24 protein-coding genes are annotated in these 23,418 nt (G+C 75.7%); 13 read left to right on the forward strand and 11 right to left on the reverse strand.

Annotated features, from left to right (window positions below; genetic code table 11):
* Window positions 1–53: 53 nt before the first annotated feature.
* Window positions 54–689, reverse strand: a complete 636-nt coding sequence (locus AB6N24_RS16455) for a signal peptidase I (protein WP_412870464.1) — start codon at window positions 687–689, stop codon at window positions 54–56.
* A gap of 20 nt (window positions 690–709) precedes the next feature.
* Window positions 710–1,339 (reverse strand): hypothetical protein, encoded by a 630-nt coding sequence (locus AB6N24_RS16460; protein ID WP_412870465.1) that lies wholly within the window; start codon window positions 1,337–1,339, stop codon window positions 710–712.
* Between the two features lie 429 nt (window positions 1,340–1,768).
* Here AB6N24_RS16460 and AB6N24_RS16465 point away from each other — a divergent pair, with 429 nt between their 5' ends.
* A complete protein-coding gene (locus tag AB6N24_RS16465) occupies window positions 1,769–3,793 on the forward strand; it encodes an ATP-dependent metallopeptidase FtsH/Yme1/Tma family protein (RefSeq protein ID WP_412870466.1) in 2,025 nt (674 codons plus the stop codon).
* A 1-nt stretch (window position 3,794) separates the two neighbouring features.
* Here AB6N24_RS16465 and AB6N24_RS16470 read toward each other — a convergent pair whose 3' ends face one another.
* The 6 genes from AB6N24_RS16470 to AB6N24_RS16495 form a co-directional block, all read right to left on the reverse strand.
* Window positions 3,795–4,733 (reverse strand): hypothetical protein, encoded by a 939-nt coding sequence (locus AB6N24_RS16470; RefSeq protein ID WP_412870467.1) that lies wholly within the window; start codon window positions 4,731–4,733, stop codon window positions 3,795–3,797.
* 58 nt (window positions 4,734–4,791) lie between these two features.
* Complete coding sequence (locus AB6N24_RS16475) at window positions 4,792–5,211, reverse strand: ATP-binding protein (protein WP_412870468.1); 420 nt, start codon at window positions 5,209–5,211, stop codon at window positions 4,792–4,794.
* The gene (locus AB6N24_RS16480) at window positions 5,201–5,536 is read right to left on the reverse strand and encodes an STAS domain-containing protein (protein WP_412870486.1); all 336 of its coding nucleotides are present in this window, start codon (window positions 5,534–5,536) and stop codon (window positions 5,201–5,203) included. The genes AB6N24_RS16475 and AB6N24_RS16480 overlap by 11 nt, the downstream gene beginning before the upstream one ends.
* A gap of 5 nt (window positions 5,537–5,541) precedes the next feature.
* Entirely contained in the window at window positions 5,542–7,524 is a 1,983-nt protein-coding gene (locus tag AB6N24_RS16485) for a glycosyltransferase family 2 protein (protein WP_412870469.1), read from the reverse strand.
* A complete protein-coding gene (locus tag AB6N24_RS16490) occupies window positions 7,521–8,765 on the reverse strand; it encodes a PP2C family protein-serine/threonine phosphatase (RefSeq protein WP_412870470.1) in 1,245 nt (414 codons plus the stop codon). The genes AB6N24_RS16485 and AB6N24_RS16490 overlap by 4 nt, the downstream gene beginning before the upstream one ends.
* A gap of 306 nt (window positions 8,766–9,071) precedes the next feature.
* Window positions 9,072–10,520, reverse strand: a complete 1,449-nt coding sequence (locus AB6N24_RS16495; protein ID WP_412870471.1) for a family 43 glycosylhydrolase — start codon at window positions 10,518–10,520, stop codon at window positions 9,072–9,074.
* A 397-nt stretch (window positions 10,521–10,917) separates the two neighbouring features.
* Between AB6N24_RS16495 and AB6N24_RS16500 the strand changes: the two genes are divergently transcribed.
* The 9 genes from AB6N24_RS16500 (at window position 10,918) to AB6N24_RS16540 (ending at window position 18,749) form a co-directional block, all read left to right on the forward strand.
* On the forward strand, window positions 10,918–12,150 hold the full coding sequence (locus tag AB6N24_RS16500; RefSeq protein WP_412870472.1) for a peptidoglycan-binding domain-containing protein: 1,233 nt from the start codon (window positions 10,918–10,920) through the stop codon (window positions 12,148–12,150).
* Between the two features lie 110 nt (window positions 12,151–12,260).
* Complete coding sequence (locus AB6N24_RS16505; protein WP_412870473.1) at window positions 12,261–12,479, forward strand: amphi-Trp domain-containing protein; 219 nt, start codon at window positions 12,261–12,263, stop codon at window positions 12,477–12,479.
* A 197-nt stretch (window positions 12,480–12,676) separates the two neighbouring features.
* Window positions 12,677–12,958 (forward strand): adhesin, encoded by a 282-nt coding sequence (locus tag AB6N24_RS16510; protein ID WP_412870474.1) that lies wholly within the window; start codon window positions 12,677–12,679, stop codon window positions 12,956–12,958.
* 207 nt (window positions 12,959–13,165) lie between these two features.
* A complete protein-coding gene (locus AB6N24_RS16515) occupies window positions 13,166–14,155 on the forward strand; it encodes an ABC transporter ATP-binding protein (RefSeq protein WP_412870475.1) in 990 nt (329 codons plus the stop codon).
* Window positions 14,152–15,003 (forward strand): ABC transporter permease, encoded by an 852-nt coding sequence (locus AB6N24_RS16520; protein ID WP_412870476.1) that lies wholly within the window; start codon window positions 14,152–14,154, stop codon window positions 15,001–15,003. The genes AB6N24_RS16515 and AB6N24_RS16520 overlap by 4 nt, the downstream gene beginning before the upstream one ends.
* A 200-nt stretch (window positions 15,004–15,203) precedes the next feature.
* Entirely contained in the window at window positions 15,204–16,697 is a 1,494-nt protein-coding gene (locus AB6N24_RS16525) for a sensor histidine kinase (protein ID WP_412870477.1), read from the forward strand.
* Complete coding sequence (locus AB6N24_RS16530; RefSeq protein WP_412870478.1) at window positions 16,694–17,365, forward strand: response regulator transcription factor; 672 nt, start codon at window positions 16,694–16,696, stop codon at window positions 17,363–17,365. Before AB6N24_RS16525 ends, AB6N24_RS16530 begins: the two co-directional genes overlap by 4 nt.
* 137 nt (window positions 17,366–17,502) lie before the next feature.
* Complete coding sequence (locus AB6N24_RS16535; protein ID WP_141372230.1) at window positions 17,503–17,871, forward strand: hypothetical protein; 369 nt, start codon at window positions 17,503–17,505, stop codon at window positions 17,869–17,871.
* A 71-nt stretch (window positions 17,872–17,942) separates the two neighbouring features.
* Window positions 17,943–18,749: an SAM-dependent methyltransferase gene (locus AB6N24_RS16540; RefSeq protein WP_412870479.1), complete on the forward strand. Its 807-nt coding sequence runs from the start codon at window positions 17,943–17,945 to the stop codon at window positions 18,747–18,749.
* A gap of 51 nt (window positions 18,750–18,800) precedes the next feature.
* Here AB6N24_RS16540 and AB6N24_RS16545 read toward each other — a convergent pair whose 3' ends face one another.
* Window positions 18,801–19,622, reverse strand: a complete 822-nt coding sequence (locus AB6N24_RS16545; protein ID WP_412870480.1) for an endonuclease/exonuclease/phosphatase family protein — start codon at window positions 19,620–19,622, stop codon at window positions 18,801–18,803.
* Window positions 19,623–19,679: 57 nt separating this feature from the next.
* Here AB6N24_RS16545 and AB6N24_RS16550 point away from each other — a divergent pair, with 57 nt between their 5' ends.
* The 3 genes from AB6N24_RS16550 to AB6N24_RS16560 all read left to right on the forward strand — a co-directional run bounded on the left by AB6N24_RS16550 (window position 19,680) and on the right by AB6N24_RS16560 (window position 22,061).
* Window positions 19,680–20,243 carry a nucleotidyltransferase family protein gene (locus AB6N24_RS16550; RefSeq protein WP_412870481.1) on the forward strand — a complete coding sequence of 188 codons (564 nt, stop codon included), beginning with the start codon at window positions 19,680–19,682 and terminating at the stop codon, window positions 20,241–20,243.
* 95 nt (window positions 20,244–20,338) lie between these two features.
* A complete protein-coding gene (locus AB6N24_RS16555) occupies window positions 20,339–20,812 on the forward strand; it encodes a GNAT family N-acetyltransferase (RefSeq protein ID WP_412870482.1) in 474 nt (157 codons plus the stop codon).
* A 106-nt stretch (window positions 20,813–20,918) separates the two neighbouring features.
* Complete coding sequence (locus AB6N24_RS16560) at window positions 20,919–22,061, forward strand: PP2C family protein-serine/threonine phosphatase (protein WP_412870483.1); 1,143 nt, start codon at window positions 20,919–20,921, stop codon at window positions 22,059–22,061.
* A gap of 69 nt (window positions 22,062–22,130) precedes the next feature.
* Here the strand turns inward: AB6N24_RS16560 and AB6N24_RS16565 are convergent, their stop codons facing one another.
* Both AB6N24_RS16565 and AB6N24_RS16570 read right to left on the reverse strand, forming a co-directional pair.
* Window positions 22,131–22,520 (reverse strand): hypothetical protein, encoded by a 390-nt coding sequence (locus tag AB6N24_RS16565; protein WP_412870484.1) that lies wholly within the window; start codon window positions 22,518–22,520, stop codon window positions 22,131–22,133.
* The coding region (locus AB6N24_RS16570) for a signal peptidase I (RefSeq protein ID WP_412870485.1) at window positions 22,501–23,418 on the reverse strand (918 nt) is incomplete at its 5' end. The genes AB6N24_RS16565 and AB6N24_RS16570, both read right to left, overlap by 20 nt.

Here is a 23,418-nt window from a genome sequence, read left to right on the forward strand (position 1 = left end):
CCCACCCCCCCCCCCCCCCCCCCACCCCCCCCCCCCGATTTTCGTGGGCTGCGTCAGATGTTTATAAGCGACTGGGCCGGGTGGGGGGCGTGCGCGCCGCGGGCGGGCGGGGCGCCGGCGCCGGTGTCGTCGTCCTCGTCGCGGGTCGCTGTGCGGCGCGAGGCGAGACCGATCGCGAGCGCCGTCACCGCGAGCCAGGTCGCGAGGGCCGGGACGTCGCGGTGCGTGACCCACAGGCTCGGCAGCCCGATGTACGGGGCGAGCAGACGGCCCTGGCCGATGATCTCGTCCCGGGTGATCGGGGTGCTGTCGGGCTCGGCGTTCGCGTCGCCGGCGGTGACGAACGTGCCGTCCTCGTTCGCGCCGACGACGCGGTGCAGGCGGATCTTCGCGACACCGCTCGGCTCGGCCTCGGCGGGGCTGTCGTACTGCACGACCGCCCCGACGGGGACCGGCTGGTCGTCGGGCAGGGTGGTCGTCAGGACGACGTCGCCGGGGTTGATCGTGGGCATCATCGAGCCGGTCTGCACGACCGTGGTGTGCCAGCCGAGCATGCCGGGGACGAACGCGACCGCGGCGAGCGCGGCGAGCAGCACGAGGTAGCTGCGCGCGACCGTGGCCACGACCAGCCAGCCCCAGCCGGGCGGGGTGAGCGCTCGGCTGCGGCGGGTGGTCGTGGCCGTGGTCACGGGGTTCCGGGTGCGGGTGCTCAGCCGGCCGGGGTGTCGTTGCTCTGGAGCTCCCAGACCATGTCCATGCTCACGCGCGCGCCCTGCAGGGCGTCGATCTGCTGCTGGGTGAGGCCCGTGGTGTCGAACTTCCACGTGCCGCGGTAGGTCCGGCTCTCGCCCGGCGTGCCGGCGGTGTTCCAGGCCGAGCCGCCCGTGGCGTAGTCCTTGTTGACCTGGGCCAGCGTCGCGATCGGGGCGGCGGGCTGGTTGTCGGGGGTCGGGACGAAGCCGGTGCAGTCGTTGAACGAGCCGCCCGTGCCCTGCTCGACGTCGAACACGATGTGGTTCTCGAGGCCCTGCGCCGACGGAGCCAGGCTCGACACGTACGTGCGCACCTGCCCGGGCACGTTCGCGCCGGACGTCACGACGAGGCAGCGCGAGCCGGTCTGGCCGGGGACGAGGTTCTCGACGGTGAAGCCGGCGACGCCGTTGTCGTCGTCGGTCAGCACGACGGAGCCGCTGCTCCACGCGTTGCCCGAGGAGCGCGTCGTCGCGGTGAACGCGGCGTTCGACGACTGCCACACGAGGGTTCCCGCGGCGAGGATCGCGACGGGCGTCGCGGCGAGGGCGGCGATGCGGTGGGCGCGGGACGAGGGTGTCTTCTTCACGGAGGTGCCTGTCTGCGAGTGCGGTGCGTCGCGCTCGGTTCCCCCCGGTCACGACCCTCGCCGCCCGGTGGTGCGGGCGACTCAACCGGAGCAATCGGCGGGGCATCCGGGTGACTGAGGGATGAGGCGTTGTGACGTGGATCACACACGGGTGGCCCAGCGGTGGGCGGATCGGGGCGGTTCGCGGTCGCCCGGGCGGCGCAGCGGACCGGCGACCGGGCGTGTCACCCGGACGGTGGTCCGGCCGGCTGCCCGCCGGGTGGCTCCCGGGTGGCCGTCGGGTCGCTGTCGGTGCGTCGGCGCCCCGACCTGCACGATCGGCCGCGGCGCGCCACCGGGGCGGCCGTGCGGAGCGGGTGAACCGCGCCGATCTCACCCCTCGGACGAACGTCCTCTCAGGAGGCCGTCGCCCGCGCCGATGACAGGGGAATGACGCCCGACGAGCGCATCCCCGCAGCAGCCGCCACCCCCGCAGCCACCGGCGCGGCACCCGGGACCGCGGCACCCGCGACGACCGCGCCCGAGGGTGCCGCGGCCGCCTCGAGCACCGCGGCCGCCTCGAGCACCGCGGACCAGGCAGCCCGCCCGACCAGCCCGCGCGCGACCGGCAGCCGCGGCGCGGGGCCCGACGACGACCGCCCGCTGCTCTCGGCGCTGCGCCGCTGGACCCGCAGCCGGACCGTGCTCGCCGTGACGGCCGGGGTGCTCGTGCTCGGGGGCGCCGGGGCCGCGGTCGCCGCGTCGTCCGCCGGCTCCGCGGACGCGCCGCGCGACGTGCCGCTGACCGCCGCGCTCGCGAGCATCGCCACGGGCGACGTCACGACGGCGACCCTCGACGACGGCACGAGCACGGTCACGCTCGACCTGGCCGGGGGCGACGCGACACGGACCCGCTTCCCGGCCGGCTACGGCGACGAGCTCACGCAGACCCTCGTCGACGCGGACGTCGCCCTCGAGACCGTCGACGGTACGCACCAGGGCCCCGTCGCGGAGGCCGCGCTGCGCGTCTTCCCCGTCGTGCTCGTGCTCGGCCTGCTGTTCCTGCTCGTGCGCGTCCTCAACCCGGGCGTGCTGGGCGCGACCAAGAAGAAGGCGCTCACGTCCGGCGAGGTCCCCACGGTCACGTTCGCCGACGTCGCGGGCGCCGACGAGGCCGTCGACCAGCTCCGCGAGATGGTCCAGCTCCTGCGCGACCCCGCACGCTTCGCGGCGGTCGGTGCGACCCGGCCGCGCGGTGCGCTGCTCGTCGGCCCGCCCGGGACCGGCAAGACGCTGCTCGCGCGCGCCGTCGCCGGGGAGGCCGGCGTCCCGTTCTTCGCGCTCGCGGGCTCCGACTTCGTCGAGACGTACGTGGGCGTCGGTGCGCGGCGCGTGCGCGACCTGTTCGCCGAGGCCCGCAAGGCCGAGCGCGCGATCATCTTCATCGACGAGATCGACGCCGTCGGGCGCGCGCGCAGCGGCACGGGCAGCAACGGCAACGACGGCGAGCGGGAGAACACCCTGATCTCCCTGCTCAACGAGATGGACGGGTTCGGCAGCTCGCAGATCGTCGTGCTCGCGGCCACGAACCGTGCCGACATCCTCGACGCCGCGCTGACCCGCCCGGGCCGCCTCGACCGCGAGGTCCACGTCCCGAACCCCGACCGGCGCGGGCGGACGCTGATCCTCGAGGTGCACGGCCGCACGCGCCCGCTCGCGGCCGACGTCGACCTCGTCCAGGTCGCCCGGCAGACGCCCGGCATGTCCGGCGCCGACCTCGCGCAGGTCGTCAACGAGGCCAGCATGGAGGCCGCCCGGCGGGGTCAGCCGCTCGTGGACGCCGCCTGCTTCCAGGCCGCGATCGCCACGGTCGCGCTCGGCCGGGCGCGCACGTCCGCGCTGGTCACCGAGTTCGACCGCCGCGTCACCGCGTGGCACGAGGCCGGCCACACGATCGCCGCGGCGCTCCTGCCCGACGCCGACGACCCGGTGTCCGTCACGATCGTCCCGCGCGGGCCCGCGGGCGGCGTCACGTGGATGAGCGGCAGCGACGACATCTTCCTGCCGCGCAAGAAGGCCCTCGCGCAGCTCGTCGTCGCGATGGCCGGGCGGGCCGCCGAGGAGCGGCTGCTCGACGGCGAGTTCACGCAGGGCGCCTCGGGCGACCTGCAGAGCGCGACGAGCCTCGCGACGTCGATGGTCACGCAGTACGGCATGACCGGCTTCGGCTACGCGCAGGTCGACGCCGACACGCTCCGGGTCGGGGGAGAGGTCGCCGCCCGCGCGCACGCGCACGTCGACGCGCTGCTCCAGGAGGCGCACGCCGCCGCGACCACGCTGCTCGCCGAGCACCCCGCGCTGCTCGAGGCCGTCGCCGACGCCCTGCTGCTCGACGAGACGCTCGACGGGCCGCAGGTGTTCGCGCTCGTGGCCGAGCACTCGAGCCCGGCGCAGGGAGCGGTCACCGCCGCCTGAGTCAGGAGTCCAGCCGCGTCCGGATGACCCCGTCGGCGTCGGGCAGCCACGCCTCGAGCAGCGGCGGGTCGTTCGTCCGCCCGCGCCAGGCCGCCCGCGTCGCACCCGCGAGGAGCGTCCGCAGGTCCGGCGGCGCGTCGCCCTCGACCCAGCGCTGGCGCGCGCGCCCGTCGGCGGCGACCCACACGAGGCTCTCGACGCGCTCGGGCGCCGGCGGCGAGGCCAGCACCGAGCCGACGCCGTCGGGCAGGTCCGGCCACACGAACACGTGCGCCCGCGGTCGCAGCCCCACGCGCGGGTGCTCGCTGGTGAGCCGGTGCCAGCGCGGCCACGGCCCCCACTCCTCGACCATGACCGCGCCGTACGCCTCGAGCAGCGCGTCGACCTCGGCCCAGAACGCGGCATCGACCGCGCGGCGGTCCTCCCACGGGGAGACGTCGGTGGGGGCCGGGTCGTTGGGTGACTGCGCGACCTCCTCGCAGTCGAGCCCGGCAGCCAGCGCCCGCGTCAGGGAGCGCGGGCACGGCTCGGCGGCACCGAGGTAGACGGACTCGTACCAGACGTGCACGAACGCGCCCGGGGCCTCGAGCCGGCACCACGCCCCGGCGCGGCGCAGCATCACGCGCACGAGCACCTGGACCCCGGCCACGTCGACGAGCGCCCCGTCGTGGTAGCCCTCGAGCCGGCGCCCGAACAGCCCCGCGAGCGGGTGCTCGGGGGGCAGCGGCGCCTCGTCGGGGTCGAGGCCCTCGCTCATCGGGTCCCGGACCTCGAGGTGCGTCACGCCGAGCTCCTCGAGGAACCACGCGACCGCCTCGACGTGCGCGGCCTCGACCGGGCCCTCGTCGCTCGTCCACGCGACGTCGCCCGAGTAGCGGCCCGCGGCGTCCCAGTCGCGCGGGTCGTACTGCGTCACGCGGTAGGTGTACGGCAGCTGCACGTGGTTCCCCCCTCCGCGGCTCCCCGGCGACGCCGGGTCCCCTCCCCGCGGTCCTGGCTCAACCCTGCCAGTGCCGCACGAGGCGCCAGTGGTTGCGCCCCTCGCCGCGCCGGTAGGAGATCTCGTGCACCGCGCGGCGCGCGAGGGGGATGCCGCGGCCGTTGGTCGCGAGGTCGTCCTCGGGGAGGTCGACGTCGAGGTCGACGTCGACGAACGCGCCCGTGTCGGTCAGCTCGCCGACGAGCGCGCCGTCCTCGACGCGCAGCACCACGTGCGCGTCGAAGTCGTCGCCGCGCTCGGCGTGCTCGATCACGTTGGCGGTGACCTCGATCACCGCGGTCTCGAACATCATCCGGTCGAGGTCGGGGACCTCGGGCGCCTGCTCCCACAACCCCGCGAGCGCGTGGTGGACGCGCTCGACGCAGCCGGGCAGGACGCAGTGGTCGACCCGTGTCTCGACCGGTCGGTCAGCCGGCACCGACGGCGTCCTCGACGCTCGCGTGCGGCCGCAGCACCCGGTCCATCGTGGTGAGCTCGAGCACCGTGCGGACCTGCGTGGACGGCCGCGCGATGCGCAGGTCCCCCCCGGCCGCGCGGGCCGAGCGCAGGCCCCCGACGAGGGCACCGAGCCCCGACGAGTCCATGAACTCGGTGTCGTGCAGGTCCACCACCACGACGGTGTGACCCTGGGCGACCACGTCGTCGACCACGGCCTTGAGGTCGCTCGCGGCGACCATCGTGAGCCGGCCGCGCGGCCGGAGCACCGCGATCCCGTCGGGTCGGACGTCCCTGTCGAGCTGCATGCGCGTCACTGCCCTTCCTTGCTGCTGGAGCTGCTGCTGGAGCCGCTGCTGGAGCCGCTGGTCCCGCCACCGGTGTAGCCGCGGTAGCGCAGCGCCTCCACGATGACGCTGAGCACCACGAGGTCGTAGGCGACCCACGCGAGGTTCACGAACGTGCCCATCCACGGGGCGTAGCCGAGCCCGAAGCGGACGAGGCCGATCAGCGCGGCGACCACGAGCGCGCCCATCGCGATCAGCTGCGGCAGGACGAGCCGCCACGACCCGCCGCCGTCCTGGCGGACCTTGGGGGTCACGGCGAACCCGAGCGGCCGGCCGAACCAGACGTTCGCGGTCGCGGTCACCGTCGCCTTGATCCACACGGGGAACAGCGCGAGCGAGTACTGCTGCCCGCGCCACGTCTTGACGCCGTGCGCGGCGACGACGAACAGCAGCTGGCTCGCGAGCTGGAACGGGATGAACCGCGCGAAGAAGTCGACGGTCCACGCGGTCACCGGCAGGACGCCGAAGCACAGGAAGATGATCGGCGCCGCGAGGTAGACGACCGCGGCGAAGCCCGACAGGTAGCTCCACATCGTGGAGAAGTACATGACCCGCTGGCTCCACCGCAGCCCGCGCATCGTCAGCGGGCTCTCCTTGAGCATCACCTGGAGCGTGCCCTGGGCCCACCGGAGCCGCTGCGTGATCATCGTGCCGAGGTCCTCGGGCGCGAGCCCGTCCGCGAGGCGCTCGTGGTGGTAGACCGTGCGCCAACCGAGCGCGTGCAGGCGCATCGCGGTCGCCATGTCCTCGGTCACCGAGACGGTCGCGACCGGCATCACGGCCTGGGCCTCGTCGGAGCGGTCGACGTCGACGGCGGCGACGAGCGCGCGCACCGACTCGATCGCCCCGAGCGGGGACCACTCGCGCGACGAGAGCCGGCGCAGCGCCGCGTCGTCGACCGTGAGCGTGGTCTCCTCGACGTGGCGCCCGGTGCTCATCGCCGAGATCGCGGCGAGGTCCGCGCGCATCGCGTCGACGTCCGCCGTGACCATCGACGCGGACACCTCGCCGACCCGGCGCTGGAACTCGAACGTGACCTCCGAGATGGGGTCCTGGGCGTGCAGCCGCCGCTGGGCGTCGCGGACGGCCCGCTCGACCTCGTCGAGCGCCGCGAGCACGCGCGGGTCGCTCTCCCGCCGGCGGCTGCGCGCGAGCACCGTCGCGCCGGCCCTGAGCGCCTCCCGCACCGTCCGCTCCGTCTCCCGGACGTAGCCGACGAGCCCGAGCTGCATGAGGGCGTCGCGCCGCAGCACCGCGTTCGACCCGCAGAAGAACGCGGCGTTCCAGCCGTCCTTGCCCTGCTGGATGGGGCCGTAGAAGAGCGGGGCCTGGCTGCCGAGCGGGTCGGCGTCGGGCACGTTCGTGAAGTACTGCGGGGTCTGCACGAGCGCGACGCGGTCGTCGGTGAAGTACCCGAGCGTCCGGTCGAGGATCTCGGGCGCCGGGATCTGGTCGGCGTCGAGGATGAGGATGAACTCGCCGTCGGTCGTGAGCATCGCGTTGTTGAGGTTGCCGGCCTTGGCGTGCCGCGGCCGGTCGGCCCAGTCGGCGGTGCGCACGATGTAGCCGATCCCCGCGGCGTCGGCGGCGGCCCGCAGCTCGGGCCGGGCGCCGTCGTCGAGCACGTACGTCTGGTGCGGGTAGCGGATGTCCCGGGCGGCCAGCGCGGTCGTCATGACCATCTCGACCGGCTCGTCGTACGTCGTGATGAACACGTCGGCCGTCGCGCCCTCGGGCGGCGGGGGAGGGGCCTCCCGGTCCTTGGCGCGCCACATCGTCATCCCGAAGAACGTGACGTCGATGAAGCTGTAGGTCTCCGCGATCACGAGCGGGACGGCGATCCACCACGCCGACCAGTTCACCGACTCGAGCCAGCGCCAGACCGTGTAGTTGAGGCCGAGCGTGACGGCGAGCAGCACCGCGACGCGCAGCGCGAGCTGGCGCCTCATGCGCCGGCCCGCCCGTCGCGCGCCGCGTGGCCGTGCGCGTCGGGAACCGCACCGGAGCGGCGGAGCGCGAGCACCGTGAGGTCGTCGGGCCGGTCGACGCCCGCGGGGGCGAGGGCCAGGACGCGGTCCACGGCGTCCTGCGCCGACGTCGCCCCGCGGACCGCGTCGGCGACCCGGTCGACCGACGCGAGCGTGCCGTCGAGCACGTCGAGCACCCCGTCGCTGAACGTCACGAGGAGGTCGCCCGCGGCGAGGGTCAGGCGCGTGACGAGCCGCTCGCCGACGTACTCGGGGATGCCGAGCGGCGGGCCGGTCGAGGTGAGCCGCCGCACGTGGCCGTCGGCGGTGAGCACGACGCTCAGCCCGTGACCGGCGTCGACGTAGGACAGCTCGTGCGCCGCGGTGTCGAGGCGCGCGTGGAACGCGGTCACGAAGCTCCCGGTGTCCATCAGGTCGGGCTCGACGGCGGCCTGGGTGTCCGCGAGCGCCCCGTCGACCCCGCGTGCCCGGCCGCTCGCCCGCAGCACCGCCCGGACGGTCGCCGCGAGGATCGCCGCGCCCATGCCCTTGCCCATGACGTCCGCGATCGTCAGCGTGACGCCCCCGGGGACGACGTCCCAGTCGTAGAAGTCGCCGCCGACCGCGCGCGCGGGCAGGCACGCCCCCGCGAGCTCGTAGCCGTCGAGCACCGGGGGAGCGGCGGGCAGCAGCCCGGCCTGCACCGACGCGGCGCGCTCGAGCTCGGCCTCGACGATGAGCTCCTTCTCGACCCACCGGGCGAGGTCCCCCAGCAGCGCGCGGTCGGCCGCCGAGAACTCCCGGGGCCGGTCGTCCGCGACGCACAGGGTCCCGACGCGGTGGCCGCCGGGCGCGACGAGCGGCTGCCCGGCGTAGAACCGCAGGCGCGGGTCTCCCGCGACGTACGGGTTCGCGCTGTAGCGCGGGTCGGCGGACGCGTCCTCGACGACGAACGTCGCGGGCTCGGCGATCGCCATCGAGCAGAACGAGTGCCGGCGCGGGATCTGCTGGACGTCCGTGCCGATGTGCGCCTTGTAGAAGAGGCGGTCGGCGTCGACGAGCGAGACCATCGCGTTGGGCACGTGGAAGAGCTGCTGCGCGAGGCGCGCGACCCGGTCGAAGCGCTCCTCCGGCTCCGTGTCGAGCACGCCGAGGCGGCGGACGGCGGCCACGCGCTCGTCTTCCGCGACCTGCCCGGTCGCGCTGTGCTGTGCTCCCCCCATGCGCCGACGGTAACCAGCGGATCGGCGTGCTGCGCGACCAGTCCCACGCGGCGGCCCGCGCGGCGCCGGGTTCCTCCCGGTGCGGGCCGGTTGGTCCCCCTGAACTGGTCGGACGCCCAGTCTCCTGGCGCCGGGAACACCGGCGGGGCTGCGTCTGTTGGGACAGGTGCGCACCGGTTCATGACCCCCGGGCTCAACCATCGCCGCCACGAGCGGCCCCGCGCCGTGAGGCGTCTGCCGGTGCGCACCCTCGTCGGACGGGCGGCAGCCGGGTGGCTGCCGCCCGTCGACGTCTCCGGGGTTCCGTCAGTGCACGTACGGCCAGCCCGCGGCGTCCCAGCCGAGCAGGTTGATCCCGAGCTGGGGCGCCCCCGAGTCGGTGTAGTAGTGGTAGAAGAGCACGTCCCCGTCGGTGTCGGCGAGGACCGCGGAGTGGCCCGGTCCGTGGATCGACCCGCGGCCCGCGAGCACCTCCGTGCCGCCGCCGCTCGTCATCCGCGTGCCGTTCCGGTCGACGTACGGCCCGGTGATCGACGTCGAGCGGCCGACCGCGACCCGGTACGTGCTCTGGGCGCCCTTGCAGCACGCGTCGAACGACACGAACTGGTAGTAGTACCCGCCGCGGTGGATGATGTCGGGCGCCTCGATGCCGGCGCTGCGCGACGCGATCGAGTGCATCGCGGTGCCGGACCGCAGGCCCGTCGCGGGGTCGATCTCGATGAGCTTGATGCCCGACCAGAACGACCCGAAGCTCATCCACACCCGGCCCTGCGCATCCACCACGATGTCGGGGTCGATCGCGTTGTAGCCGCTCGAGGCGGTCGTGCTGACGACGAGGCCACGGTTGGTCCACGTCCCGGCGTCGCCGTTCGGGCTCGTCGCGAGGTAGATGCCGGAGCTGCTCGTCCCGAACGACGACGCCGAGTAGTACAGCCAGTACCGGCCGTCGCGGTAGGTCAGGTCGGGGGCCCACACGTCGCCCGTGGTGTGCTGCGCGGTCCACGGCGTGCCGCCCGGGAAGGCCGACCCGGCGGCGGACCAGGACGTGCGGTCGCGTGACGTCTTCAGGGGGACGCCCCGCCCGGTCGTGGCGACGAGGTAGGTGCCGTCGGGGCGCTTGACGACCGTGGGGTCGTGCGCGCCGATGCTCCCGGTGACGGCGCCCGGCCCGGGGTACGTGGCGGGCGGGGTGCCGGTGCCGCCGGTCGGGACGGGGGTCGGCGTGGTGGCGCCCGCGGTCCACTGCTGGTTGGTCCGCCCGTTGCACGTCCACAGCGCGACGGGCGTGCCGTTGGCGGTGCGCCCCCCGGTCACGTCGACGCACAGGCCCGAGCGCTGGTGCACGAGCGAGCCGTTCGCGCCCCGGGCGAACGTCTGGTTGGCGCTCCCGGTGCACGTCCAGGAGATGAGCGCGGTCCCGGCCGTCGTGCCCCACTCGAGGGCGTCGAGGCAGCGCGTCCCGTCGTGCGTGCGGAGCTCGCCCGCGGACGTCAGCGTCCAGCCCTGGCCGGCGACCCCGTTGCAGTCCCAGATCTGGGTCGCGGCGCCGGCGGTCGTGCTGTTGTCGCGCACCTCGAGGCACCGGCCCGACTGCATGCCCACGAGCGTCGGCGCGGCGGCCTGCGCGGTCGGGGCGATCGTGAGCAGCACGCCGGCGGCGAGCGCGGCGGTCGCGGCGGCGGCGGCGAGGCGGCGCCGGGGCCCGGGCGGAGCCGGGCGCCGGTCGGTGGGCGTGCGGGGGGGGCTGCCGGTCATGGGAGCTCCTGCTCGTCGGGGACGCGCCGCGGCGGCGTCCGGTCGGCGTCCACGACCTCGGTGTCGCAGACGTCCGCGCCGGGCGGTGCTCGATCCTGCGAGCGCCCGGGTCGTCGCATGTGACCGCTAACATACGAAGTCGAGAACTTTCGGTCAACGTTGTAAACGGTTCATGGCGAGAGTCTCATCGGGGCCTCGTGCTCGTCTCGTCGCCTCGGGTCGTCTGCAGCCGAGGCGGCACCGGGGGTCGTGCGGGCCGGGGTGGCGGCGGCCGGGCACGCACGCGGCCGCCCGACCGACGTTCACCCCTGGCGGGGGAGGCTCCCGGTCGCGGTGGCCGCCCAGGCTGGGCGTCGCCCGACGTACCGGCCGGGCGCACCCTGCCGAGGAGGTCGAGATGTCGGAGGCGTCGCCCGGGACGAGGGCGCAGGCCCGGTCCGGTCGCCGGTCCCGGCCGGTGTGGCGACGCGCGACGTCCGCCGCGGCGCTGGTCGCCGCTGCGGCGCTGGTGACGTCCGCGTGCAGCGCGGAGGAGCAGACGCCCGTCGAGCAGGCGCAGGCCGAGGTGACCCAGCGCGAGGAGGCGCTCGTCGAGGCCCAGGCCGACGCCGCGGCGGCCGACGAGGAGTTCTGCACGCAGGCCGCGACCTACGTGACGGCCCTGGACCGCTACGGCGACGTCCTGCACGACACCGCCCCGACGGTCGGCGACGTCACCACCGCCGGCGCGGAGCTCGCGCAGCCCCAGGAGCAGACCGCCGACGCCGCCGAGGCGGCCGGCGAGGCGCGCGACGCGGTGGCGACCGCGCAGACGGACCTCGCCACCGCGCAGGCCGAGCTCGCGGACGCGCAGGCCGTCGCCGCCGGCCAGGACCCGCCGGACGCCGCCGTCCCGACCGCGACGGCGACCGCGGCGGTGCCCGCCGCCACCGTCGCGCGCGTCGAGCAGGCGGAGAGCGACTTCGAGGCGGCCCGCACGGGCCTCACCGACGAGACGCCGCTGACGCAGGCCGCCGAGCAGTTCAACGCCGCGGCCGTGGCGCTCGAGATGTCCTGGCTCCAGGTCGTCGCGCAGTCCGGCTGCCTGTCCGACGAGGAGCAGGCCCGAGCCGTCGCCGCCGCACGCGACTACACGCTGGCGCTGCAGGGCGCGCTCGCGGCCGCGGGCTACCTCGAGGGCGAGGTCGACGGGGTCTACGGCCCGGAGACGGTCGCGGCGGTGGAGGCGCTGCAGCAGGCCGCCGGCCTGCCGCAGACGGGAACCGTGGACCGCGCGACCGAGGCGGCGCTCGAGTCGCAGCTCGCCGCCGCGGGCGGCGCCGCCGCCCAGCAGGAGGTCACCGCGACCGCCGCACTCCAGCAGACGCTGGCGCTCGCCGGCTACTGGGACGGGCCGGTGGACGGTCAGGCGTCCGACGCGCTCACCGACGCGCTCGTCGCGCTCCAGACAGACCTCGGCGTGCCGCCCACGGGCGCCGTCGACGCGGCGACGGTGAGCGCGTTCGAGGCGGCGCTCACGGCGCTGACGGCACCGACCGCGGAGCCCGCGCCCGAGCCGACCGACGCGGAGCCGGGGTCCACGCCGACCCCGGAGGCGGCAGCCGGCGGCGTCCGGCGCCCGCTCGCCTGATCTCGCCAGGCGCACCGCCCGGCGGCGGCCCGAGGTCACCCGGACAGGACGAGCCCCCGGGCGCCGGGCCCGACCTACCGTCGAGGGTGCCGACGAGACTGGGAGACGACATGGACCTCTTCGACCTGGACCGGACCGAGCACCTGCGCCGCGAGGACGCCGCCGCGCGCCTGCGTGCGCTGGCCGACTCGATCGCGCGGAACAACTCCGTCGAGTTCGAGCGCTCGGGCAAGCGGGTCACCGTCCGCGTGCCCGACGAGGTGGACCTGACCGTCGAGGTGGAGCTCGGTGACGACGGGAACGAGCTGGAGATCGAGCTCACCTGGTGACGGGCCGCGGCGGTCGCCGCCGCTGCGCGGCGACCGGTGCGGACCCCGCGCCGGCGACCGCCACGGTCTCGCTGCGTGGACACCGAGGTTGCGGGGCGCGGCCCGGTTGGGGACGGTGGAACGGACCGAAGGCGCCGGACGGGGGTCCGCAGGGACCCGCGACCGGCGTCCTCACCGGCAACGAGAGGAGCGCACCTGTGCTCACCCTGACCGAGAACGCCCGCAGCGCCGTCGAGGACCTCACCACCCAGGCGGGCCTCCCCGACACCGGAGGGCTGCGCATCGCGGAGTCCACGGAGCGCGCCGGCTCGCTCGAGCTCGCGCTCGTCGCGGCCCCCACCCCCGGGGACGACGTCGTGACTGCGGGCGGCGCGACCGTCTACGTCTCCGCGGAGACGACCGACGCGCTCGCGGACCAGCAGCTCGACGCCGAGGGCGCCGACGCGGCCGCCGGCTTCCGGCTCGCGCCGCAGCAGTAGCACCGCACGGCCGGCTCGCGCCGGTGAGGTCGAGGGGTGGCGTCGGGTACGGCGCCACCCCTCGTCGTACCCGCCGGCGCGCAGCCTGACGGGGTACGCCGTCATCCTCGCGGCGTACCTCCGGGCGCACCCGATCTGGTCCTGGCGGGCGTCCCGGCGCCCGGCGCCCGCTCCTACGTTCGAAGCACACCGAACGCAGGAGGACACATGATCGAGGCCACAGGGCTCACCAAGAGGTACGGGGACAAGACCGCCGTCGACGGCCTGACCTTCACGGTCCAGCCGGGCCGGGTGACCGGGTTCCTCGGACCCAACGGCGCCGGCAAGTCCACGACGATGCGCATGATCGTGGGCCTCGACCGGCCCACCGCGGGGACCGTGACCGTCAACGGCAAGCCCTACGCGCGGCACCGTGCGCCGCTCGGCGAGGTCGGCACGCTGCTCGAGGCGAAGGCCGTGCACACCGGCCGGTCCGCCCGCAGCCACCTGCTCGCGCAGGCCACGACGCACGGCATCGACGCGCGGCGCGTCGACGAGGTGATCGAGGCGACGGGCCTGGCGTCCGTGGCGAGGAAGCGTGCGGGGACGTTCTCGCTCGGCATGGGTCAGCGGCTCGGCATCGCCTCCGCGCTGCTTGGCGACCCGCAGACGCTCATCCTCGACGAGCCCGTCAACGGCCTCGACCCCGAGGGTGTGCTGTGGGTGCGTCACCTGCTGCGCGGGCTGGCCGCCGAGGGCCGGACGGTCTTCCTGTCCTCGCACCTGATGAGCGAGATGGCGCTGACCGCCGACCACCTGGTCGTCGTCGGACGGGGTCGGCTCATCGCCGACGCGCCCGTCCAGGAGATCGTCGCCCGCGCCACGTCGACGACCGTCCGGGTGCGGACGCCGTCCGCCGCGGAGCTCGAGACCGTGCTCGCGCGCCAGCCCGGTGCCGAGGTCACGTCCGTCGCGCACGACCTCCTCGAGGTCACCGGCCTGCCCGCACCGCGGGTCGCCGCCGTCGCGGCCCACGCGGGCCTCGTCCTGCACGAGCTCACGCCCGTCCAGAGCTCGCTCGAGGACGCCTACATGCAGCTCACCGCCTCCGAGGTCGAGTACCGCTCGACCTCGGCCGACGCCCCCGACGCCCCCGACGCGACCGTCATCGCCGGACCGACCCGGCCCGCCCGACCCACCTCAGGAGCCCACCGATGACCGCCCTCGTCGCCCCCGGCGCCGCCGCACCCAGCCGCCGGCGCGTGACCGTGCACCCGTCGGCCTTCCCCCGGCTCGTCGCCGCCGAGTGGGTCAAGCTCCGCTCGCTGCGCTCGACCTGGTGGACGCTCGTGCTCGGCGCGCTCGTCATCCCCGCCTTCGCGGCCTCGCGCATGTCGAGCATCTCCGCGGTGCCGGAGGCGGTCGGCAGCCCGTACCTCGTGGGGGCCGTCTACGTCACGTCCGGGGTGGCGCTCGCCCAGCTCGTGTTCTGCACGCTCGGGGTGCTGTCGGTCGCCGGCGAGTACGGCACCGGGCAGATCCGCTCGACGCTCGCCGCGGCGCCCACCCGGGTCCCCGCGCTGGCCGCGAAGCTGCTCGTGACCGTGCTGGCCGTCATGGCGGCCTCCCTGGTCGCGGTCCTCGCCGCCTGGGCCGCCAGCGCCCCGTGGTTCGGGACCACCGGCATGTCGGTCGACCTCACGCGCGGCCAGGACCTGCGGATCCTGCTCGGCGTCCCGCTGTACCTCGGCGCCGTGACGGCGCTCGCGTTCGGCATCGGCGCGATCCTGCGCAGCTCCGCCGCGGGCATCGCCGCGGTCCTGGGCCTGCTGCTCGTCGTCGAGAACGCGCTGGCGTCGATCCCGTGGACTCCGATCCAGACGCTCGCCGCGCACCTCCCGGCCAGCGCGGGCAGCCGCCTGCTGGGTGCCGACGAGGTCGGCTCGGTCATCACCGTGTCGAGCACCACGGACCTGACGCCGTGGCAGGGCTACGGCGTGCTCCTCGCGTGGGTCGCCGTGGTGCTCGTCGTCGCCGGGGTGCTGCTGCGCCGGCGCGACGCGTGAGCGTGGACCTCGCCGCAGGGGCGGGCGGCCCGGTGGCTGCCCGCCCCGCCGCGGCGCCCGGTGCCGTCGGTCGCCCCGCGGCGCCGACCGACGTCACCCGCCGCCTCGCTGCGGCGCCCGGACCGACCTGGGAGAGTGCTCCGGTGGAGGCAGGCGGCAGCCAGGGTGGAACGCGTGCGGCGCGAGCGACGACGGCCCCGGTGTTCACCGTGCAGTCCGCCCGCCGCCGCGGGCCCGTGCGCCGGTTCCTCGCGCGGCGCCCCGTCGTCACCGACGTGCTGGTCGCGCTGGTCTTCCTGGCCTGGTCCGCGCTCATCGGGCTCGGCGCCGACTCCATGTACGCGCTGTCCGCCTACCTCGGCGGCGAGCGCGTCCTGCAGATGCAGACCGCGCTCCTCGTGCTGATGAACCTGGGTGCCGCGGCGCTGATCTGGCGGCGTCGCCGGCCCGTGCTGGTCGCCGTGCTCATGGGGGTCCTGGGCATCCTGGCGCTCGCGGTGACGGGGGCGACGTCCGGCTTCGAGCTCGGCCTCGCCCTCGCGCTGTACGCGGTCGCCACCTCGTCGTCGCCCCGCACCGCGTGGGTCATCACCGCCGCGACGGTCACCGCCTGCCTCGTCGCGGCGCGCGTCCTGGAGCTCCCGGCGACGATCGGCGCGATCGCGCTCGGCGTCGACCCCGCGATCGGGACCGACCTCGAGGCGGCGACCCGGGACGCGCGGGCGGGGCTGTTCCTGCAGAGCGCGGTCTGGTACCAGACCGCGGCCCCCGTGCTCGTGCTCGCCCTGCTCGCGGTCGCCGCCGGCACCGGCGTGCGCAACCAGCGCCTGCACCTCGCCGCGTTCGTCGAGCAGGCGAACGCCCTCGCGCGCGACCAGGAGCAGCGCGCCCGGCTCGTCCAGGCCGCCGAGCGCGCCCGCATCGCCCGCGAGATGCACGACGTCGTCGCGCACAGCATCTCGGTGATGATCGCCCTCGGTGGCGGTGCGCGTGCGGCGGTCGACTGGGCGCCGGACCGCTCGCGCGAGGCCCTCGACGAGCTCGTCGCGACCGGCCGGGCCGCGCTCGGGGACGTCCGGCGCGTGCTGGGCGTCCTGCACGACGACGGCACCCCCGCCCTCGCGGCGGCGCAGCCCGCGGACGACGCCGCTCCCGGCGACGGACGCCCCGGAGACGCGCCGACCGCGCACCCGGGCGCCGGCGGTCCGCGCAGCGACGACCTCCCCGCCGGCGGCACGCGCACGGGCGACCTCGCGCCTGGACGCGGGGCGGACGCGACGCCGTTCGAGCCGCAACCCGGCAGCGTCGACCTCGGCACGCTCGTCGAGCGGTTCCGGTCCGCGGGCCTGCCCGTCCGCACCGCGGGCCTCGCGGACACCGGGCTCACCGAGCTCGACGCGAACCGCCAGCTCGCGGTCTACCGGGTCGTCCAGGAGGCGCTCACGAACGTGCTGCGCCACGCCCCCGGCACCCCGGGCGTCGACGTCGCGGTGCGCCACGACGCCGGGGCGGTCGAGGTCCTCGTGACCGACGGAGGCCCGACCCTGCCGGTCGACGCGAGCCCCGGCTCGCAGCGCGGGCTCGTCGGGATGCGCGAGCGCGTGGCGGCGTTCGGCGGGCACGTCGAGGCCGGGCCGTACGGTCGGGGCTGGCGCGTGCGCGCGCTGCTGCCGTCGGACGAGGGAGACGCATGACGAGGGTCCTGCTGGTGGACGACCAGGCGCTCGTGCGCATGGGCTTCCGGCTCGTGCTCGAGAGCGCGGGCGACATCGAGGTCGTGGGCGAGGCCGGCGACGGGCGGGCGGCGTTCGAGCAGGTGGGGCCGCTGCGCCCCGAGGTCGTCGTCATGGACGTGCGGATGCCGCGCGTCAACGGCATCGACGCCACCCGGAGCATCGTGGAGGCGCACCCGGACGTGCGCGTGCTCATCCTCACGACGTTCGACCTCGACGAGTACGCGTTCGCGGCGCTGCGGGCCGGGGCGAGCGGGTTCCTGCTCAAGGACGCCGCCCCGTCCGACCTCGTGACCGCCGTGCGGACGATCGCGTCGGGTGACGCCGTCGTGTCCCCGCGCGTCACGCGCCGCATGCTCGAGATGTTCGCCGACCGGATGCCCGAGCCCGGGGACGCCGCCGACGCACCGCACCCCCGCCTCGCGGAGCTCACCCCGCGCGAGATCGAGGTGCTCCGCTGCGTCGCCGACGGGGACTCCAACGCCGAGATCGCCGAGCGCCTGTTCCTCTCCGAGGCCACGGTCAAGACGCACGTCGGGCGCATCCTCGCGAAGCTCGCGGTGCGCGACCGGGTGCAGGCCGTGGTGCTCGCCTACGAGACGGGACTGGTGCGCGCGGGGACCGGCTGAGCCGCGGCCGACGAGGTGCCCGATCGGCGCCTCCGCGTGCGCGAACGGGTACGCCGCCCGGTCCTTGCCGACCCGGACGCCCGCGAGCAGCGTGGGCGACGGGGGAAGCCGCCCTCCACCGACCCGGGGAGGCCGCGATGCACCGGCTCGCAGCGAAGAACAAGTACATCGGATTCCTGTTCATGAAGATCAGCCCCGAGTACTTCGCGCTCGGTCGCAAGGGGATCCACGAGGTGTCCAAGAGCCACGCGGACAGCCTCGAGAAGTTCTCCGACCTGCTGACCCACGTGGTGACCAGCGGGCTCACGACCAAGTACGACCAGGTGACGATCGTCGAGGCCGACACCCTCGAGCAGATCCACGCCGCCGCGACCGAGTTCCGCATGGGCGCGAAGGCCCAGTACATCGAGATCGTCGACATGGTGGTCGGCATCAAGGCCCCGCCGCGCAGCCACGGCGTCCGCCTCGCGCAGGCCGAGCAGCTCGAGGCGGAGTCGACGGAGTAGGGGCGCGGGCACGCCCGGCCGGGCGGCAGTCCGGTTGCCGACCGGTCCGCGCCGGTGGTTGCTTGTCGCCCGTGAGCCACCCGCAGACCGCCGCCGACGCCCTCGCCGCGCTCGTGCGCCCCGACCGCTACCCGCTCTCGTCGGCGTACGACCCCGCATGGCTCGTCGCGCTCGACATGGGCCCGAACCCGCTCTGGCTGCTCGAGGACCTGTGCCGCGACCTCGACCTGCGTCCCGGCATGCGTGTGCTCGACCTCGGCTCGGGCCGCGGCGCGACGTCGGTCTTCCTCGCGCGCGAGCTCGGCGTCGAGGTCGTCGCGGCGGACCTGTGGATCGACCCGGCGGACGTGACGGCCGTGCTCGACGAGGCCGGGGTCGGCGACCGGGTCCGGGCGGTGCGCGCCGAGGCGCACGCCCTGCCGTTCGAGCCCGCCAGCTTCGACGCGGTCGTGTGCGTGGACGCGTTCGAGTACTTCGGCACGTCCGAGCACTACCTGCCGCACCTCACGCGCCTGCTCGTGCCCGGCGGCCGGCTGGGCGTCGCCACGCCCGCGCTGCGCCGGGAGGTGCGCGACCTCGGTACCGTCCCGGCCCACGTGGACGCGTGCGTCGGGTGGGAGGCGCTCGCGTGGCACACCCCGGAGTGGTGGAGGTTCCACTGGGAGGTGACCGGGCTCGTCACCGACGTCGTCGCGCGCCTGCAGGACGGCGGCTGGGACGACTGGCTGCGGTGGCAGCGCGCGGTCGCCGCGCTGCGGCCGGGGGTGGAGCGGGCGGACGGCGTCGCCACGACCACCGACCCGGTGCTGACGATGCTGGAGGCCGACGGCGGCGAGCTCGTCTCCTTCACGCTGCTGTCGGCGCGCACCCCGTCCTGACCCGGCACCGCGGCCGCTCCCGGCTGGTCGTCGACCGCGAGCGCCCTCGGCTCACAGGTGCCGGCTCGCGTGCGCGCTGTGGTCGGGCTCGTTCGCGAGCGCCACGTCGACGACCAGGGCGCGGTGGTCCGAGAGGCCGGTGTCGAGCGCCCGGCCGAGCGCGGTGGGCTCGATGGGCCCGTCGGCGAGCACGTGGTCGAGCTGACGGTTCGGGTTCTCGAGCGGGAACGTGTTGGTGCTGGTCAGCGGCCTCCACCGGCTCACGCGCGCCGCCCGGTCGCCCTCGAGGTTGAGGTCGCCCATGAGCACGACCGGGCGAGGGACGCCGCGCAGGTCGCGCACCAGGTGCCGGAGCTGGCGGGAGTTCCAGCCGGGGATGAAGCTCAGGTGCGTCGAGACGACCGTCATGGCGACGGGACGCCCGCCGTCCTCCCCGGGCACCTCGATCACCGCCGCCAGCGCGGCGCGCGGCTCGTCCTGCACCATCGAGGGCACCCGCTGCCCCGGGAACACGACCGGGACCTTGCGCGTGAGCGCCGGGAGCGCGAGCGCGTGCCACGACAGGACCGGGTGCCGGCTCAGCAGCGCGATGCCGTAGCTCGCGGTGTTCGGCTGCAGCTCGCCGTCCGCGGCCGACCACAGGTCCGGCGTGCCGGCGAGCGTCGCGACGAACCGGTGCTCCGGTGCGCCCATCGCCTCGGCCGCGACGGCCGTGAGGTCCGCGCCGTGCGAGCGCGGCTGGTCGCGGTCCACCTCCTGCAGCGCGAGCACGTCCGCGTCGAGCCGGGCGACGGCCGCCCCGAACCGGTCGAGGTCCACCTCGCCGTCCGTGAGCGACCTCCCGTGCAGGATGTTGAAGGTCGCGAGTCGCATCGCACCGATTGTTGCCCTCGCACTGCAGGCCCGCACGCGGTCGTGTAGACCCGTGGCATGCCCATCGACGATCGCGAGGCGATGCACGACGGACTGCGGCTCGCTGCCGTGGCCCTCGGCCAGGCCGACATCCCGTACGCCCTGTGCGGCGGGTACGCCGCCTGGGCCCGTGGCGCCCCCGAGCCCGATCACGACGCCGACTTCCTGATCCGCGAGGAGGACGTCGACGTCGCGCGCGCGGCTCTCGAGGAGGCGGGCCTCGACGTGCTCGAGCCCGCTGAGGACTGGCTGTTCAAGGCGTTCCACAAGGGTGAGCTCATCGACGTCCTGTACCGGATGACGGGCGAGCCGGTCGACGACGGGCTGTTCGAGCGGGCCGACCGCATCGAGGTCCTCGCGGTGCGCATGCCGGTGCTGAGCGCGACGGACGTGCTCTCGAGCAAGCTGCGCGTGCTCGGCGAGCACTACTGCGACTTCTCGCGGCTCCTGCCCGTCGCGCGGGCGCTGCGCGAGCAGATCGACTGGGAGGTCGTGCGCCGCGAGGTCGGTGACAACCCGTACGCGCGCGCGTTCCTGTACCTGCTCGACGACCTGCGCGTGACGCCGTCCGACGCGGCCTGACGCCGAGCGCTGTGCCGCACGACCCCTCGTCGACCGCCCCCGGCAGCGCGTCCGCCGCCCGCGGAGCCGTGCCCCCCGCCGTCCGCGTGCTGCCCATGACCCCCGAGCACGCGCGCGGTGTGCTCGACGTGTTCGACGAGGGCGTGCGCGCGGGGAACGCGACGTTCGAGACCCGCGTCCCCACGTGGGACGAGTGGGACGCCCGGCACGCCGCGGAGCACCGGTTCGTCGTGCTCGACGAGGGCGGCGTCGTGCTCGGCTGGGCGGCGGTCGCCCCGGTGAGCAGCCGCGCCGCGTACGCGGGGGTCGTCGAGCTGTCGGTCTACGTGGCCGCGCGGGCGCACGGGCGGGGCGTCGGCGGGGCTCTCGTGCGCGCGGTCGTGGCGAGCACCGAGGCCGCGGGGATCTGGACCGTGCAGTCGGGGGTGTTCCGCGAGAACGACGCCTCGCTCGCGCTGCACGAGCGGCACGGGTTCCGGGTCGTCGGCGTCCGCGAGCGCATCGGGCGGCGCGACGGCGTCTGGCGCGACGTCGTCCTGCTCGAGCGCCGCAGCCCGGTGGTGGGCTGACCGGTCCCCGAGATCCTCACGTCCCGCGCGCACCTGCCGATGGGGGAGCCGGTGGTCTGCCTACGGGGATGCGGGGGTTCGGGTGCACGCGAGCGAGGCTGAGCGGGTGGAAGCGCTGCACCGGCTGGGGGTGCTCGACTCCGGGCCGGACCGGCGCTTCGACGACGTCGTCCGGCTCGCGCGGCGGCTCTTCGAGGTCCCGACGGCGCTCGTGACCCTCGTCGACCGCACCCGGACCGTCCACAAGGCCGGTGACCCCGGCGGGGTGCTGCCCCGGGAGCAGACGTTCTGCTCGACGACCGTCGCCGAGGACCGCATGCTCGTGGTCCCCGACGCGACGCAGGACCCCCGGTTCGCCGACCTCCCGCGCGTCGCCGGCGAGGAGCACGTCCGGTTCTACGCGGGGCAGCCGCTCATGGCACCCGGCGGGCACCGGGTCGGCGCGCTGTGCCTCGTCGACGTCCGGCCGCGCGAGTTCGGGCCCGAGCAGGAGGCGCTGCTGCGCGACCTCGCGCACTGGGTCGAGGCGCAGATGGCCGCCGAGCAGGAGCTCGAGCGCGCGTCCGAGGTCCAGGCCGGGCTCCTGCCGGGCAGGGCGCCGCACGTCCCCGGGTACGGCGTCGCCGGCGCGTGCGTCGCGGCGGGCGTGGGCGGGGACTTCTTCGACTGGTCGCCGACGCCCGCCGGGCTGACGCTGAGCATCGTCGACGTGCTCGGCACCGGGCCGGCCGCGAGCATCATGGCGGCCTCGGTGCGCGCGGTGCTGCGGGTGGCGTCCCGTCAGGCGGGCGTCGCGCAGGCGCTCGGTGACGCGGGCGCGGTGCTGCACACCGACCTGCACGCGACCGGCTTCCTCGCGACGAGCTTCCACGCGCACCTCGACCAGGCCACGGGCGACCTGACCTACGCCGACGCGGGCCACGGCCTGACGCTCGTCGTGCACCCCGACGGCACGAGCACCCGGCTGAGGGCGTCGGGCCTGCCGCTCGGCGTCCTGCCCGTGCCCGAGACCGCGGAGCGCACGCTCCACCTCGCGCCCGGCGACGTGCTCGTGACGTTCAGCGACGGGCTCGTCGAGCGCTTCCGGAACAGCGCCGACTCGTTCCCCGCGGTGCACGACGCGCTGCGCGGCGTCACGTCGGCGCAGGGAGCGGTCGACGCGGTCCTCCGGCTCGCGGACGCGCAGGGGCGCAGCCGGGCGGACGACGTGACGGTGCTCGCCGTGCGACGGGACGACGCCGCGGCGTAGCCCGGGGCGCGTGACGCCGCGGCGACGACCGTGGCTGCGGTGGCTGGCGCGTGCCGGACGCGACCGGGGTCAGCGGCCGCGGCCCTCGCGCGGCGCTCGGGGCTGCTCGCGATGCTCCCCGAGGTCGTCCCGGGACGAGGCCGGCGCGGGCGCCGTCGTGGCGGTCGGGGTGGCGGTGGGCGTCGCGGTGAGGACCGGCGCCGGCGGGGTGCGCGGGGCGTCGAAGTCGGGGACCGTCCGGACGGTCGTGACCACGGTCTCGGTGTCGGTGAAGACCGCGGAGGTGGAGCCGGGCGCGGTCGCCGACGCGCCGAGCAGCGCCCCGGCCGCGACGAGCGCCGCGGCGACGAGGCGCAGCACCCGGCCGCGGGCGTCGACGGCGTCGCCGGGGCGAGGCGTGACGTCGGTGGTCCGGCGTCCGACCGTCGCGGGGCCCGGGTCAGCCGAGGAGGAGGTCATCCTGCGCCCTCCCTCGGTGCCGCGGCGGGCGCGGGGCCCGCCGGCTGTCGAGCAGCGACTGGACCTCCATGACGGCGAGCGCGACGAGCGGCGGCACGAGCATCGCGAACCGGCCCTCGGCGGAGCGGGCCCACGCGAGCACCCACCCCCAGCCCGGGTACACGTCGAGCACCACGCCGCGCACGCGGGAGAGCGGGGTCGCGTCGGGGTCGGGCGCCGGGTTCGCGTCGCCCTTCGTCACGATGAACGGGCGCTCGACGAGCTCGCCCGTGACCGGGTCGCGCGTCGGGAGCATGCGGCCCGTCGCCTCGTCCTGGCGCAGCACCGGCAGGTAGTGCAGCGCGACGATGCGGTGCGTCACGAGCGCGTCGGAGCCCGGCGGCCAGAACGACACGACCTGACCGACGCGCAGCTGGGACGGGTCGGTGATGCGGCGCATGATGACCGCGTCGCCCGCGTCGAAGCCGCCCGCGGCGGTCCCGGACATCGAGCCGGACGTCACGATGAGGACGCGCTGGTCGTGGAGCTGGAACCACAGCGGCACGAGCAGCGACACCGCGTACGCCGTCGCGCACACCACGACGACGAGCCACGCGACCGCCGCGACGAGGCGCCGGCGCCAGCTGCGGGGGACCCGCGCGAGGTTGGCCGGCGTCCACTGCGCGCGGTGCGGGGCGGGCCCCCGCGCGGTGCGGGGCCGACCGACGGCGCGCACCGCGCGGGTGAAGGTGGGGAACCAGCGCGCGGCCGTCCGGGTCCGGGCGGTGCCCGGGACCCACGAGCCGCCCGCGAGCTCCTGCGCGCGCGCCGCCGACTCGACCGCCTCGAGCCCGATGGCCGGGGTGGCCGCGGTGGTGGTCCGGGCGTCCCGTGCCGCGCCGACGCCACGCCCCGGGGC

This window comes from Cellulomonas jepli (assembly GCF_047229345.1).
GTDB lineage: Bacteria > Actinomycetota > Actinomycetes > Actinomycetales > Cellulomonadaceae > Cellulomonas_A.